At 44.9% G+C, this 14210-nt stretch carries 14 protein-coding genes and 1 pseudogene; 9 read left to right on the top strand and 6 right to left on the bottom strand.

Going from position 1 to position 14210, the window contains the following annotated elements; all coding sequences use genetic code 11:
• The first annotated feature begins 31 nt into the window (after window positions 1-31).
• On the top strand, window positions 32-391 hold the full coding sequence (locus Q1A70_RS07570) for a glutathione S-transferase N-terminal domain-containing protein (protein ID WP_299688590.1): 360 nt from the start codon (window positions 32-34) through the stop codon (window positions 389-391).
• A 109-nt stretch (window positions 392-500) separates the two neighbouring features.
• Here Q1A70_RS07570 and Q1A70_RS07565 read toward each other — a convergent pair whose 3' ends face one another.
• Window positions 501-1154 carry an OmpA family protein gene (locus Q1A70_RS07565; protein ID WP_299688587.1) on the bottom strand — a complete coding sequence of 218 codons (654 nt, stop codon included), beginning with the start codon at window positions 1152-1154 and terminating at the stop codon, window positions 501-503.
• Window positions 1155-1395: 241 nt separating this feature from the next.
• Between Q1A70_RS07565 and Q1A70_RS07560 the strand changes: the two genes are divergently transcribed.
• The 4 genes from Q1A70_RS07560 to Q1A70_RS07545 all read left to right on the top strand — a co-directional run bounded on the left by Q1A70_RS07560 (window position 1396) and on the right by Q1A70_RS07545 (window position 5662).
• Window positions 1396-2022 (top strand): thioredoxin domain-containing protein, encoded by a 627-nt coding sequence (locus Q1A70_RS07560; protein ID WP_299688584.1) that lies wholly within the window; start codon window positions 1396-1398, stop codon window positions 2020-2022.
• Window positions 2023-2135: 113 nt separating this feature from the next.
• On the top strand, window positions 2136-2609 hold the full coding sequence (locus Q1A70_RS07555) for an FKBP-type peptidyl-prolyl cis-trans isomerase (protein ID WP_299688581.1): 474 nt from the start codon (window positions 2136-2138) through the stop codon (window positions 2607-2609).
• Window positions 2610-2771: 162 nt separating this feature from the next.
• Entirely contained in the window at window positions 2772-3803 is a 1032-nt protein-coding gene (locus Q1A70_RS07550) for an NADP-dependent oxidoreductase (RefSeq protein WP_299688578.1), read from the top strand.
• Window positions 3804-3979: 176 nt separating this feature from the next.
• A complete protein-coding gene (locus tag Q1A70_RS07545) occupies window positions 3980-5662 on the top strand; it encodes a pseudouridine synthase (protein ID WP_299688575.1) in 1683 nt (560 codons plus the stop codon).
• An 81-nt stretch (window positions 5663-5743) separates the two neighbouring features.
• Here Q1A70_RS07545 and Q1A70_RS07540 read toward each other — a convergent pair whose 3' ends face one another.
• Window positions 5744-6103 carry a DoxX family protein gene (locus Q1A70_RS07540; RefSeq protein ID WP_299688572.1) on the bottom strand — a complete coding sequence of 120 codons (360 nt, stop codon included), beginning with the start codon at window positions 6101-6103 and terminating at the stop codon, window positions 5744-5746.
• Window positions 6104-6496: 393 nt separating this feature from the next.
• Between Q1A70_RS07540 and Q1A70_RS07535 the strand changes: the two genes are divergently transcribed.
• Window positions 6497-6742 carry a LysR family transcriptional regulator gene (locus Q1A70_RS07535; protein WP_299688569.1) on the top strand — a complete coding sequence of 82 codons (246 nt, stop codon included), beginning with the start codon at window positions 6497-6499 and terminating at the stop codon, window positions 6740-6742.
• The gene (locus Q1A70_RS07530; protein ID WP_299688566.1) at window positions 6723-7394 is read left to right on the top strand and encodes a substrate binding domain-containing protein; all 672 of its coding nucleotides are present in this window, start codon (window positions 6723-6725) and stop codon (window positions 7392-7394) included. The genes Q1A70_RS07535 and Q1A70_RS07530 overlap by 20 nt, the downstream gene beginning before the upstream one ends.
• Before the next feature lie 73 nt (window positions 7395-7467).
• Here the strand turns inward: Q1A70_RS07530 and Q1A70_RS07525 are convergent, their stop codons facing one another.
• The 3 genes from Q1A70_RS07525 to Q1A70_RS07515 form a co-directional block, all read right to left on the bottom strand.
• Entirely contained in the window at window positions 7468-7761 is a 294-nt protein-coding gene (locus tag Q1A70_RS07525; RefSeq protein ID WP_299688563.1) for a YkgJ family cysteine cluster protein, read from the bottom strand.
• 253 nt (window positions 7762-8014) lie between these two features.
• On the bottom strand, window positions 8015-9202 hold the full coding sequence (locus Q1A70_RS07520; protein ID WP_299688560.1) for a D-alanyl-D-alanine carboxypeptidase family protein: 1188 nt from the start codon (window positions 9200-9202) through the stop codon (window positions 8015-8017).
• A 164-nt stretch (window positions 9203-9366) separates the two neighbouring features.
• Window positions 9367-9900: a DUF4136 domain-containing protein gene (locus tag Q1A70_RS07515; RefSeq protein ID WP_299688557.1), complete on the bottom strand. Its 534-nt coding sequence runs from the start codon at window positions 9898-9900 to the stop codon at window positions 9367-9369.
• A 242-nt stretch (window positions 9901-10142) separates the two neighbouring features.
• Here Q1A70_RS07515 and Q1A70_RS07510 point away from each other — a divergent pair, with 242 nt between their 5' ends.
• Complete coding sequence (locus Q1A70_RS07510) at window positions 10143-10397, top strand: YgjV family protein (protein ID WP_299688554.1); 255 nt, start codon at window positions 10143-10145, stop codon at window positions 10395-10397.
• A 268-nt stretch (window positions 10398-10665) separates the two neighbouring features.
• Here the strand turns inward: Q1A70_RS07510 and Q1A70_RS07505 are convergent, their stop codons facing one another.
• Complete coding sequence (locus Q1A70_RS07505; RefSeq protein WP_299688551.1) at window positions 10666-13833, bottom strand: glycosyl hydrolase family 18 protein; 3168 nt, start codon at window positions 13831-13833, stop codon at window positions 10666-10668.
• Between the two features lie 285 nt (window positions 13834-14118).
• On the opposite strand from Q1A70_RS07505, the pseudogene Q1A70_RS07500 reads away from it, so the two are divergent.
• Window positions 14119-14210, top strand: a pseudogene (locus Q1A70_RS07500) (IS5/IS1182 family transposase); the annotation flags it as partial.

Here is a 14210-nt window from a genome sequence, read left to right as displayed (position 1 = left end):
TAACACTAATTTTAAAGATGTAGAGAGAGTTATGAAGTTTATCCGTTGGTTCTTAGGTCGTGTCATTTTGCTATTGAATTTTATTTTCAGCCCACGCGGTGTGAAGCGCTCACAAGAAGAGCAAAGCAAAGTCAATGAGCAAGCAAAAGCGCACACGTTATACCAATTCGAAGCGTGCCCATTTTGTGTAAAAGTACGCCGTGCGATGAAGCGTCAATCGGTTCAGTTTGAACTTCGTGACGCAAAGAACAATCAACAGCACCGTGCAGAGCTTGAAGCTGGCGGTGGTCTGGTGAAAGTGCCTTGTCTACGTATCGAAAAAGACGGCAAAACTGAGTGGATGTACGAATCTTCAGATATCGTAACTTACTTAGAACAGCAGTTTTCATAAGCAATAAAGCGACAACATCTAGATATAAAAAATCCCTCGAATGTGAGGGATTTTTTATATCTGTTATTTGGCGTTAATCGCTTCAAATTGGGAGTAAAAGTTCAAACCACTACTTCGCTACGATCAGCATTAATTCTACACGGCGGTTACACGCCTTGCCTTGCGCAGAAGCATTCGTACAAGCTGGAACATACTCACCGAAGCCACGAGTATAAATGGAACGACTAGAAACATAGTTACTCTCTAATCGAGCCTTCACTTCTTTTGCTCGCTGCTCTGAAAGCGGATCATTGATTCGATCTGTGCCCGTATTATCGGTGTGCCCTTCAATCACCACATCAATATCTTGCCGTTGAGCAAGGTAGCTGCCTAGCGTATCTAGCCATTGATTATAAGCTGGCTCGGGGAATGCTGAACCTGTTTTAAAGTTCACGTGCTGCTCAAGCTTTACCATCACATGGTTACCCGGCAACACTTCAAAATCGATACGGTTTTGTCTTAAAAAGACTTCCAATGGATCATTGGTTGAAACGCCACGTCCGTAATTGGTGGTGATGTTTTTTTGCTGATGATTACGGCTTTGGAGCGAGTAACCGCGATGAGTCGTAACCTCTGTCGTTTGGGCGATTCCCCACTCAGGGTGCAGCAGATCATAATCCGTTTGGGGCGCAGTCGTTAGCATATCGTCACCCAGTAAACCAGGAGGAAGCGTTGTTTTACATCCAACCAAGACTACGCTCAATATTATTGCTAAATATTTCATTACTTCACCAACCACTCATGCAGACAAACCTTTGACTAATCACTATATCGGCGTCGAGTAAAAAACTTTAGGCAAAAAGAACGCACGGCAAAAAAAAGTGCTTTCGATCACAGTTAGCCACCAACCCGCCGAATCATCACTCGTGAGTTCGAACTGTTTTCATTTATTTACCTTATAATTGTTTTCCAATTCGGACTAAATAGTTAGAATCCCACGACTTCTCAACGCTAGAGTAAACATTATGTTTAAACCATTGACTAAATTCATCACCGCGCTCACTGCCGTACTTATTATCGCGGGTTGTAGCGAAACAAACGAACCACAGAAAGGTGTTCAGTACGAAGTACTGCCTTCTACGCTCACTGAATTTAACCTGTCGCCAATCACTGAGATCTTCTCTCTTAATTGTGGCCACTGTCGTCAAATGGAAAGTGCGATTCCAGAGATTGAGTCTCTAACAAACCAGACCATTGGCAAGATGCACGTGACGTTCAATGAGAGCGCTCAAATTAGCGCAATGATCTACTACACAGCAGTGATACAACTTGATGCTACGCCAGATCTCGCGTTTATGGACGACCTTTTTGGAGCAGTACAGATGGGTGCCGATGCAACACCAGAACAACGCCAGCAAGCACTAGAAACCGCATTCACCTCTCGTGGTTTGGTTAGCCCATATCAACTCAACAAAGAACAACAAGTTGCGCTTTTTGAGTACGTTAAAAAAGCAGAAGATATCTCTATAAAAGGTCAAATTAACTCAGTACCAACCTTTATCATCAATGGTAAATACCAAGTACTCACAGCAGGTCACCAAGACATTGCTGGCATTGCGAAAACGATCAACTACCTTTTGACTCAACCATAATCACGACGCCAACCACTGATTAACGCACTCAGCGTTAACTATGTAACTCGGCATCAACTATATAACTCAACATCAACTATAAAACTCAGCATTAACTAAAAATAGGTTTTACTATGTCTAAATTTGTTATCCCGGTCATTGTCTTTCTTTTAGCGGGTTTCATGATTTACCGTACTTGGACGAATCATAAGTCTGGCGGAGAGAACTTCGAGCAAGGCCAACAGTTTCTAATTGAAAACGCCACCAAAGAAGGCGTGATCACCACTGAAAGCGGCCTTCAATACCTAGTGCTTGAACAAGGTACAGGCACAGAACACCCAACCAAGAACAGTAAAGTAACGGTCCACTACCACGGTACACTGATCGACGGCACGGTTTTCGACAGCTCGGTAGAGCGCGGTGAGCCAATCTCATTTGCACTTAAGCAAGTCATCAAAGGCTGGCAAGAAGGTCTGACTTACATGGTTGAAGGCGAAAAAGTTCGTCTATTCATTCCAAGCACTCTCGCATACGGTAAAGGCGGTTCTGGCCCTATCCCACCGTCAGCAACACTGATTTTTGATGTAGAGCTCATCTCTATTCAATAATCGAAATGACTGATTTGAGCCTCAACATACTCGCTATGTTGGGGCTTTTTGATACTTGAGTATTTGAAGCTACTTTTGCCACGACGAACAATACCTTCAAAATAGTCCACTAGACGACTGGTCTAATTCTGAATATGTAAAACATTAAATTAAGGACAACCAATGACTCAACAAGACAATCGTCGCATCGTATTGGCTTCTCGCCCAGTAGGCGCACCGACGCAAGATAACTTCCGTTTAGAAACGGTAGCGGCACCTAGTATCAATGATGGTGAGATGTTACTTCGCTCAGTTTACCTTTCTCTAGACCCGTATATGCGTGGTCGCATGAGCGATGCTAAATCTTACGCCGATCCAGTGGCGATTGATGAAGTGATGGTTGGGGCAACCGTATGTCAGGTTGAAGAGTCAAAACACGCTGATTACCAAGTGGGAGAATGGGTTCTGGCTTACACAGGTTGGCAAGATCTTGGTGTGTCTAACGGTGACGGTCTTATCAAACTAGGCAAACAGCCAACTCATCCCTCTTATGCACTTGGCATCATGGGTATGCCTGGCTTTACTGCTTACATGGGCTTACTTGATATCGGTCAACCTAAACAAGGTGACACTCTGGTCGTTGCGGCTGCAACAGGTGCTGTAGGTGCAACGGTTGGTCAAATCGGTAAATTGAAAGGCTGTCGTGTTATCGGCGTTGCTGGTGGCCACGATAAGTGTCAATACGCGAAAGATGTACTTGGCTTTGATGAGTGTATCGACCACAAAGCCGAAGACTTCGCGGAACAACTGACGAAAGCGTGTGATAACGGCATCGACGTTTACTTTGAAAACGTTGGCGGCAAGGTATTCGATGCAGTCATGCCTCTGCTTAACACAGGTGCTCGTATTCCTGTATGTGGCCTGATATCTCAATACAATGCGACGTCACTGCCTGAAGGCCCGGATCGTATGTCTAGCCTGATGGGTATGCTGCTGGTCAAACGAATTAAGATGCAGGGCTTCATCATCTTTGATGATTACGCACACCGTTACAACGAGTTTGCGACTCAAATGACCAAATGGTTATCACAAGGCAAGATACATTATCGTGAACATTTAGTTGAAGGTCTAGAAAGCGCACCGCAAGCATTCATGGGGCTATTGGAAGGTCAGAACTTCGGTAAGCTTGTGATCAAAACCAATGAAGCTAAATAGGTAAGACATACCCAAGTAAATAAATCGCTAAATCTATATTTTCCCAAACGCTTGTTTGCTTGTTATCTAGAATAACAAGCAAACAAGCCAATTTATCTTCGGCTTTGGCTTCTCATTTGTGTTAATTTCGACAACAATACCAAACTCTCACTGAACCGCTATAGAGTTTGATCTTAATGTCAGCCAATCTTGCCCAATACACACCTCTGCACTTAGCAAACGACAGCGTGAATGTAGGCTTATCGCTACCTACTCGCTTTACGTTTCCGTATTACTATACCCCGCATCCTATATGTGAGTTAGCCATGCGGCAGCTTCAGCAGTCACTCCTCGACTGCGGTGTCGGTGAAACCTCGCAAGGTAACCTCTATGCTGTTCTGCTTGTTCAGAATCCAATTACGCTAGAGTTAGGCTATTTATCTGCATTTTCAGGCCTACAATTACAACCCTCATTGGCTTCCCAATTAAAAGACATTCGCTTTGTTCCACCCGCATTCGACTTAAATCGGTTTCAATCTCAAAACAGTGCAAGCCTCGCTCATCAGTCACAACTTGCCGCTGACATAAAGAAATTACAGCAGTCACACAACCTAGACGCATTGCAGACTGAACTTAAAACGATCAAAATCGAATCCGCACAGGCTATCGACGCCTTTCAGCGAGCAATGGCCGCAAATAAAGCGCAGCGCAGCCAGCTCAGAGAGCAAGCCAACCAAGCAAAGGCATTAGGCAATCAAGAGTCGGCGGCGAATTTGCTCAAACAACTGGGCAACCAAAGTAGCCAAGAGAAACGCGACCTAAAAGCACTCCGTATTAAGTGGAAACAGAAGATCGCACAACGCCAATCACAAGTTGATGTGATTGAAAGTGAACAGAAAAGCCGTAAGCAAGATCACCAAGCAATTTCACAGCAGTTGGAAACTCAACGTCTCTCTCACTATCACTTTATCAATCAAGCCAAGCAACCTAAGAATTTACTCGAGCTACTCGATGGCAAAAATGCGATTGAAGGCTCTGGTGACTGCTGCCTACCTAAATTGCTTAACTTCGCCTTTGAACACCGGTTTAAGCCGTTAGCATTGTCTGAGTTTTGGTGGGGATTGCCGCCAACGGATATCATTCGACAACATGGAAACCTTTACCCTGTTTGCCAGAGCAAAAGCTTCGAGATCCTCGACCACCAGCTAAGCGGCATTGAGTTAGAAGATAATCCGCTTATCGTAAATCCTGCGGTGGGTAAGTCGTTTGATATTGTCTATGAAGATGACGAGATCGTGGTTGTGAATAAACCAGAGGAGTTCTTGTCGGTTCCTGGTAAGTTCATTGAAGACTCAGTTTATACTCGTATTAAAACGCGCTACCCGAATGCGACTGGCCCTTTGATTATTCATAGACTAGACATGTCGACATCAGGCTTGTTGATCTTGGCACTCACGGCAGAATCAAACAAACACATCCAAAAGCAGTTCATCGATAGAACGGTCGAGAAACGTTACACGGCACTACTTGATGGGGAAATAAAGGGAGAATCTGGTTACATCAGTCTGCCTTTGCGTGGCGATATCACCGACAGACCAAGACAACTGGTTTGTCATGAACATGGGCGTAACGCTGAAACGCATTGGCAAGCGGTCAGCACCAACAACGGCAAAACCAAGGTTCACTTGTCCCCTAAAACAGGTCGAACCCACCAACTGCGTGTTCATTGTGCTCACCCGCAAGGACTTGGTGTTCCGATTCGTGGTGATGACCTTTATGGCTACAAACATGAACGTCTGCACCTTCATGCGGGCTACCTAAAACTCATTCATCCAACAACTGGGGAATGGATGGAGTTTGAAGTACCGTCTGAATTCTAAGTCTACTTACTCGCGTAGGGCTTTCGAGCCCTACTCTTCTCAAATAACCTGCAAGTAAACTTTCGAGACACTACATAGAAGCTAGTACCAGAAACCTACAACTAGAAAGCTTGAACACAACAAGGTAACTATCGCTGGAATACCGTCTTTCCAAGTATCAAACCTTAAGTGGAAGTAAAGTGCTCCCATCGAAGTCGCCCCCAGTATTGCACCGCCCATCACTTGAGTCTGTTCTGGTGAGATCTCACATAGAGCTAAAATCAAAAGAGCCGCTCCTGTCAATTCGACTAACCCCACCAGAAACATAATCACTCTATTCAAGCCATAGCTTTTAAAGAAACCAAGCTGGATTTCAAATACCTTCTTTTGCCAACCAAGTGTTTTAATCGAACTCGCTAACACAAAGAACACCACCATCAAAATGCTGATTGTTGTACTCATCTAGTCTACCTCTATTAAGAATCATGAATTTCAACGATATTATTTAGGGCGTGTTGACCTTTCGCGGTTAAATTTTGTTCGAGATAAAAGCGTTTAATCGCGGCGAGGGGGAAGTCGCCTAGTTATTCTAAGCAATTCCTCCTCAACAAAGAGTAAAATGCTTTTAGCCGAACCCTTCGGGCAGCGTTTGCTGGTCATTTCTACTACGTTATCGGCTTCTCATGTAGGCTAGCTACATGAGAAGCCTCTGTCTTGTATAAATACCCAGCAACTCGCTGCAAAAATCAGCTCGAAAGATCAACACGCCCTAATCATTCATAATTAAGGTGATAAATGCTAGTTTTAAGATAGTTAAGATTCCAAATTGGAATAGATAAACAAAAGGCAAGTAAGATGGACAAGATCGAATGCATTCGCATCTTTGTGGAAACCGCACAACTGAATAGCTTCACCGCAACGGCCAATAAGTTAGACATAACACAAGGCGCAGTGAGTAAGAAGATAGCGTGGTTGGAGAATGACTTAGGGATCACTTTGTTTCAACGAAATAGCCGAAAAATCTCCCTCACTCATGCAGGAAAAGACTACCTCACCTATTGCTCCCGTTTACTCCGAAGAGATGTCTGCCATAGAAAGTAGGCTCAAGCGTGAGACTGAATCCGTAGAAGGTGAGCTTAAAATCTCAGCACCAAGTGCCTTTTCTACAATGTTACTGAGCGAACCAATTCAAGCCTTTACTGTGCAACATCCAGGTATCCGTGTAAACCTCAGTGTCGACGACCGCATTGTAAACCTGAATGACCACAACATTGATATTGCTATCCGAGCATCACAACTCAAAGACTCAGGGCTAAAGGCTCGCTTCCTGTTCAACAACAAAATCCAGTACGTTGCATCACCGGGTTATCTCAGTAAGTACGGGAAACCTGAACATCCACAAAATCTTATACAACATCAGTGCTTAACCTATTCTTTGATGAATCCGGTGGACGAATGGCGTTTCACCGATAAAGATCGCCAAAGTCGTAGTGTTCGCGTAAACCAGATTTTCACGTCAGACAGCCCAGAAATGTTGCTTACTATGGCGAGACAAGGTTTAGGCTTGGCAGCGTTACCAGATTGGATGAGTAACGAGTTTGTTGAGAAAGGAGAATTAACGCGTATATTAGAAGGTTGGAACAAAGACTACTTGCCGATGTACGCGGTGTACCATGCAAGTGATTATTTGCCTCAGCGAATTCGCGTGTTTATCGATTTTCTTGCAGAGTGCTTGAGCTCTACTGACAAATAAAGATCTACGAACAATAGAGCTCAGGTGTACTAATACAGCTCAGGCAATAGTTAATACATTACTTTAATGTCGCTTAACCCATCACATCTTTGCGCTGGTCAACGCATTCAAAAGAACCCATTTCGAACTCTCGACATATCCAAGGTCGGTTTTCGTAGATTGTACACATCAGCGTTTCTCTATCGACCGCTGAGCACCAACCATCATCTAAGCGTTTCATGGTTTCTCCGCCCCATTGGTCGTAAGCTATGTGCTCTTCAGGTACGCCCGTATCAGTGATGATCATCACCTCTAAACGACAACAGCATGCCTGACAATTGGCACAAGTTACTTCAGGTTCGGTGATGTTCTTTATCTCTATGCTCATAAGTAACTACGCTGCTAAATTTTGCGTATAGTAATCGAAACCCATCGCTACGGCTAATAAAGAAAGCCGCCATCCCCAGCTTTTTGCGAACAAAAGTATTTATGCGAGCAAAAACATTTATGAGAACAAACACATCAATGGGCATTATGACCCACTCACAACGCCCACCGTACTTGTGTTTTTATTACGTTTAATGGCCACGACTCACGTGACAAGACGATTAGCCTAAGTCTGTGTTATCTAACCACAAGGGCTATTTAAATAGCCCAACAAAGAACAACTTAACGTAGTCCATCAAGCGTTTAAATATGCTCCCTTTCTCAACGGCTTCTAACGCAATTAAAGGCTGAGTTTGCACATCTTCGCCATCAACACTGTAGTGAACAACACCTAAGGTTTGCCCTTCTGCGATTGGGGCTTTCAGTTCAGCGTTAAGCTCAATCGACGCGGTCAGCTTTTTACTGTCCGACTTAGGTAGCGTAATAAAAGTATCTTCTGCTACACCTAGCTTTAAGGTGTCTTGTTCACCAAACCATACCTTCTCTTCAGCGACTTGGTCGCCAGCTTGATGCGGATTGAGGGTGTCAAAGAATCGAAAACCGTAGCTTAATAGTTGTTTGCTGTCTGACTCACGATTCTTGATGCTAGATGCACCCATGACAACCGCGATAAGCCTCATATCACCTTGGGTGGCCGAACTCGCTAAACTGTAGCCTGCGCCCGAGGTATAACCGGTTTTCATACCATCAACTGTTAAGCTTCGATCACGCAGTAAACCATTGCGGTTGTGTTGTGTGATGCCGTTATAACTGAATGAGCGCTCACTGTATAAGCCATATACATCCGGTAAATCTCGAATAATGGCACGGCCCAGTAACGCAATATCATAAGGTGTCGAATACAGGTTTTCGGCATCCAAGCCATGTGCATTGGCAAAATGGGTATTGTCTAATTGAAGGGAGGTTGCCCAAGAGTTCATAAGATCGACAAAGGCATCTTCAGAGCCTGCGACGTGTTCTGCAATCGCCACACTGGCATCGTTACCCGATTGGATAATCAAACCACGGTAGAGATCCATCATCGCAACATCGGTATTCACTTCAATGAACATTTTAGAAGAGTCAGGAAACTTCTTTGCCCAAGCATTTTCGCTGATTCGTACTTGGTCATCAGCCGAGATGTTACCTCGCTTCATCTCTTGTCCAGCCACATAACTGGTCATCAACTTGGTCAAACTTGCTGGGTTGAGTTTCGTGTGCGCGTTATTTTCAACCAGTACATCACCGGAATTAAAGTCGATTAGCACATACCCTTTCGCGCCTAGGCTCGGTGGGCTTGGTACGACAGAAGGAGCGGCGACAGCAGCACGGCTCACCATTGCGGCGTTACTTACAATGAATACACTTAATAGAGGGAGATAGTACTTGGAAAACAGTTTCATTGAATCAAACCTAAGTTAACGTTTTGTTCAGTATAGACAAACGCCAGTAAAAAAAGCGTAAACTTTACGTTGCTTTACGCAAATGTACCAATCGTTACAAATAAAAAATGATCATCTGCAATATCTCCATTCCCTAGTCATTAACATGGGTTCAGTGAATAGTTCTAGCGTTCTGGCATGCCGCTAAATAGCCTGCCCACATACCCCTTAATACGTTGCTTGGTTTCGCTGGGTGATAATTTGGGCTGAATGTCCGATTGAGCTAATGCCTGCCATAATCTTGTGTCAGAGTTCGGCACAAAGAAGGCAATATACAAGGAGCCTTTCTCGGCTTGCTTTCCTTCACTCGCATAAAATTCGACCCCAGTTGAAAGATTGATCGCATCGAAGATTGCGTCATCATTGAACTCCGAGTTTTGCGCTAACCCAAAGCCAACAACGACGTCACCATGATCTTGATTAAACTGATATCCTTTGTTTGACAGTTGCTCTTGAATCGCATCTCGCACCAGATCAGTGATAACGGTTTTGTCGTATTTTTGCGAAAGATAGATTTGCTCTGATTTAGGGTGCCATGAGTACGTTACAACCCCGTTTTTCATAAAATCTAAGTCTCCACTGGTGACTACACCATAGTTGAGCGTTGCTGGTACTTGTTGTGCACTGCAGCCTGCCAGCCCCATCGTAATCAAAGTCATTAATGTCGCACTTATTATCTGAAATCGGGGTTTTATACACTTTGCTACATCCACGTATCCTTGTGTCATTCGCAGTCTCCTTAATCATTCAGGGAATAACTATCAATTTGGGGGTTTAATCACAAAAACAGACTTGGTATAGTCGCCCCGTTAAACATAACCAGACCATTCGAGGTACGGAGTTCCCTCAACCATCTCATGAAGAGAAGAATTGGTACCGGAAAATTTAAGAGGGTCAAACAATGGAATTCAATATGGTTGAAATTTTAGGTTATGCAGCCTCTGTGATGGTTGCGCTTTCACTCACCATGAAAGATATCGTCCGCCTGCGTGTTCTTAACTTTATTGGGTGTGCTCTCTTCACAGTATACGGCGTTATCATTGACGCATGGCCAGTGGCGGTCACCAACGGTTTCATCGCTTGTGTAAACATCTACTTTCTTGCAAAAATGCAAAAGGAAAAAAAAGCGCAAACGATAAAGGAAGCCAAAACTTAAACGGATTAAACGGCTCAAACGCGATTCCAAATCATTCTAAACGATCCCAGATGCTTCTATCATTCTAGTCAAGAATCGATGCCCAGCTTGGGCTTTTTGCTCTACTCAGACCATTTAATTGAACACTGGTCGCTTTGACTAGGGCGTGTTGACCTCCCTGTCGATGGATCACCGACAAATAAAAAACCACCGAACTGGTGTCAGTTCGGTGGTTTTATTCACGTTAATCCGTAATGCTCGTGCATTGGATTATCGAGTCAGTTCCGTGCTATGAACACACTTTTGTCCAACTGCCATCACTGCCCGGCTCAGAGCTTGTCCACCAATTTGCCTTGTAAATGGCATTGTTATGAACCACTTCATCACCTGAATTCGCATGGCTTGGATTACCTGCCCAATCACTCTGAGGGAAATCTGGGTAAACCGTTAAACCTGTGGTATCACAGCTGCCTGGTATTGTTTCACCGCCACCTGGAGCACCGTTACCCGCGCTGATATCACCCAGAGGCAAGTCTGGCTGTTCGAAGCTAAAGGCGTAATCCACACCATCAACATTGACTGCGTAATTAGCAGGGCCTGAAATTGGCAAGTAATACACCATATCTAGCTCATACACACCACCAGCAGGAAGATCTTCCCATGCAGGTAACGTGAACGCTACGCGGTGCATCGTGCCATCTAAACCACCAATATTATCGGCACGAGTATGGCCTGAAGCAATCACAGTCAAACCGCCACCTGATTGATCTTTTGCGTTATCAGGGGCTGACACGGGAATATCGAACTGGAATTCAGTTCCGCCCGGAAGTGCTTGGTCTGTGTTATTTGTAAACGTGATTTTCGGGTTGATTGGGTAGTTTTGGTCACCCACTTTAAAGCCACCCACAGACACTGCAATATCGAGAGCTTCTGTTGGAATAGCACCAGTCGCGACGGTATTTCCGTATGGCGTTACCGACTTGAACTTGTCATAGATAGCTTTCGTCATGGTGTTACCCATGTGGAACTCACCATTGCCACTATTACATGCTTGTTCAGTGGTATCGATAGAGGTTCGATTGCCACTCGCATCGAGTACATAACAGTTATAATCCCCTGCTAGCTCCCAGAACATGATGCCGCCAATTTCTTTGTCGATAACGTAGTCCGCTTTCACATTGATGGAATCTTTATCTTCCGTTGAAAGGAATACGCCTTTCTCGGAATTCCACAACCAAGGGGCAACCGCCACACTGTCATAGTTACGCATGTACGTTCCGGTCAGCACATCCGTTGGATCGTTAACAGGATCAAGCTTGTAAGCATCCGCATAAGAACCCCAAATACCTTTCTCTAGGTTCTTCGCGTGCCACATTGGGTTGGAACCCGCACCCATTTCGTTGCCTTTCGGATCAGTATCGTGCCACATGTTGTCGATACCAATTGCGCCATGGCCACAGTTGTTCTTCTCACCTTCGCCTGTACCCGCCGCACATTCAGATTGATTTGGTAGCGCAGCTCTACCCCAAAGACCATTCTCACCACCCGTTACACCTTGCCAACCACGCGTGTAGTAAGGCACACCGATGTTAATACGACCTGCTGGCATTGAACCACGGAAGTAATGGTAAGCCCAATCCGTATTCAGATAACCGATACCACCGTAAGCCGCAGTGCCATAAACGTTCCACTGTGCTAGCTCTGAATCTTTACCTGTATCAAACAAGGCAGCGTTATGACCAACGTGATCGTTCCACGCACCGTGAAGGTCGTAAGACATGATGTTTACGTAATCGAGGTACTTGGTGACATCAAATGTTTCCATACCGCGTAATAGGTAACCAGAAGAAGGTGCTGCGATAGTTAACATGTAATGATTGCCATCTTCAGCTGACGCCACATCAAGCTTCTCACGTAGCACTTTCATCAATACTTGGTACGAAGCCCATAGGTACTGACGACGTGGTTCCATGAAGTCTTTGTCATACGGGTTACCTGCACCCGCCATTGAGGTTGGGTATTCATAATCGATATCTAGGCCGTCAAACTGGTATTTACGAAGCATTTCAACCGCTGAAGTCGCGAATGTTTCGATACCTTGATGGTTAATAGAACCGTCAGCGTTGGTCGTCATGGTATAGAAACCACCATCAGCAACTCGACTACCGTCAGTCGCAAAATGACCGCCCGTTTCAGCCCAACCACCAATTGAGATTAACGTTTTTACACCGTGTTTTTTCTTCGCTGTTGCGAGTGCACCAAAGTGCCCTTTAAAACCTAATGCAGGATCAACTTCCACACCCGGCCACTCTTTCCCAACCGCGGCGTTATTCGGATCATTTACATCACCCACATTCACTTTGCCATCTGAGCCAATACTCACGAACGCATAGTTAATGTGTGTAAGTTGTTCCCAAGGGATGTCATTTACTAGGTAAGCGGCTTGTGGGTCATCCCCTGCACGCCAGCTGGTGAAGTAACCAATCACACGACGAGGGTGATCCGCGCCCATTTTCTCACGGCCTTCATCATCGTAAATCGTACAGTAAGGAACATCGACACCTTGCGTTTGATACAAGCCATCAGGTCGACAAGTGCTCACCGTTGGAGCGCCATTAACCGTCAAAGAAGCCAGTGCTGAATCCACCGTTGCACCTTGGTTGTCTGTCGCTTTCGCGTAAACCGCTAGAGAGCCTGCTTGAGTGGTCGTGTAATCTAGCGTGTATGGGCTTGTCGCTGCTGTACCCACAAGAGCACCCGCTACGTAGAAATCAACCTTATCAACCGTGCCATCGCTGTCTGCTGCCGTTGCTGTCAGTGTGACTACACCACCAACATCAACAGACGTCGCTGAAAGTGCAACCGAAACTGTTGGTGCTTCATTCCCTGATTGTGCTGAACCAACAGAAACAGAAACCGCACTTGCAACACTTGCTGCACCTTCATTATCCGTCGCAACAACTGAAACTTGATGGTTACCAGACGTTGCAGCCCAAGTCACTTCAAATGGTGCCGCTGTCACTACTGCAACCGAAGAACCATCGACAAAGAATTCTACCGAAGCAACACTGCCATCAGAGTCCAGTGCTGTTGCGCTAAGTACCACACTCTCGCCTTCAACAATCACATCGGATGCCGTTGGCGCTGTTAACGAGGCTGTTGGCGCTTCATTTGGTGTACCGCCACCTCCATTACCACTACACACATCCAGTTTTTTCCACTGTGCGTAATCACCTTCAAATTGGCTAGGGTTGTTGTTTTGATTCCAGTAATTCGCTGAGTACGCGCTGCCATCATGGGATACCTGATCACCACCGGTGTATACCGTGGCAGAGTCCCACGCCTCTAACGTTGAGCAATCAACAGCCGCATAACTGTTGAACGCCATTAAACATGACGCGGTGAGAGTACTGAGTGTAAAAACCTTCTTGGCCACTCTTCCTTGGTTTAGGTGCATGTTAGCTATTCCTTAAGTTGTTATTTCAAGATGTTTAATCTAAATGGCATATTCCTCACCACTTAAATCTCTTCGCAAAACAACTGTAGGTAACAGCGCCAATTAAACACATAAAATATTCAGTATTTATAAAACGACTCGCATTAATTTGTTTATAACATGCAATGAGTCGGCACTTATTTTGCACCAACAACTAAGGCGTGTTGATCTTTCGTGAGTATTTTTTAAACAGCATGGTAAAGAGTTATAATTTGCTTCGCCAAAAGTAAAACCATAACCAATACCATGCCAAGAACAATACTAACTGATATTCGCTGGAAACTGCTACTCCAAGTAATGAAAAGTACAGGTCGTATTTACGATAAAGCTGAACATCG

Source organism: uncultured Vibrio sp. (assembly GCF_947488985.1).
In the GTDB taxonomy this organism is placed as follows: Bacteria; Pseudomonadota; Gammaproteobacteria; order Enterobacterales; family Vibrionaceae; genus Vibrio.
Note: the sequence above shows the minus strand (reverse complement) of the source record. Positions and strands in the feature narration are given on the sequence as shown.

Excerpts from the sequence above, each read along its gene's own strand:
- Q1A70_RS07570 (WP_299688590.1), top strand. The coding sequence starts at position 32 with ATGAAGTTTATCCGTTGGTTCTTAGGTCGTGTCATTTTGCTATTGAAT.
- Q1A70_RS07565 (WP_299688587.1), bottom strand. The coding sequence starts at position 1,154 with ATGAAATATTTAGCAATAATATTGAGCGTAGTCTTGGTTGGATGTAAA.
- Q1A70_RS07560 (WP_299688584.1), top strand. The coding sequence starts at position 1,396 with ATGTTTAAACCATTGACTAAATTCATCACCGCGCTCACTGCCGTACTT.
- Q1A70_RS07555 (WP_299688581.1), top strand. The coding sequence starts at position 2,136 with ATGTCTAAATTTGTTATCCCGGTCATTGTCTTTCTTTTAGCGGGTTTC.
- Q1A70_RS07550 (WP_299688578.1), top strand. The coding sequence starts at position 2,772 with ATGACTCAACAAGACAATCGTCGCATCGTATTGGCTTCTCGCCCAGTA.
- Q1A70_RS07545 (WP_299688575.1), top strand. The coding sequence starts at position 3,980 with ATGTCAGCCAATCTTGCCCAATACACACCTCTGCACTTAGCAAACGAC.
- Q1A70_RS07540 (WP_299688572.1), bottom strand. The coding sequence starts at position 6,103 with ATGAGTACAACAATCAGCATTTTGATGGTGGTGTTCTTTGTGTTAGCG.
- Q1A70_RS07535 (WP_299688569.1), top strand. The coding sequence starts at position 6,497 with ATGGACAAGATCGAATGCATTCGCATCTTTGTGGAAACCGCACAACTG.
- Q1A70_RS07530 (WP_299688566.1), top strand. The coding sequence starts at position 6,723 with ATGTCTGCCATAGAAAGTAGGCTCAAGCGTGAGACTGAATCCGTAGAA.
- Q1A70_RS07525 (WP_299688563.1), bottom strand. The coding sequence starts at position 7,761 with ATGAGCATAGAGATAAAGAACATCACCGAACCTGAAGTAACTTGTGCC.
- Q1A70_RS07520 (WP_299688560.1), bottom strand. The coding sequence starts at position 9,202 with ATGAAACTGTTTTCCAAGTACTATCTCCCTCTATTAAGTGTATTCATT.
- Q1A70_RS07515 (WP_299688557.1), bottom strand. The coding sequence starts at position 9,900 with ATGACTTTGATTACGATGGGGCTGGCAGGCTGCAGTGCACAACAAGTA.
- Q1A70_RS07510 (WP_299688554.1), top strand. The coding sequence starts at position 10,143 with ATGGAATTCAATATGGTTGAAATTTTAGGTTATGCAGCCTCTGTGATG.
- Q1A70_RS07505 (WP_299688551.1), bottom strand. The coding sequence starts at position 13,833 with ATGCACCTAAACCAAGGAAGAGTGGCCAAGAAGGTTTTTACACTCAGT.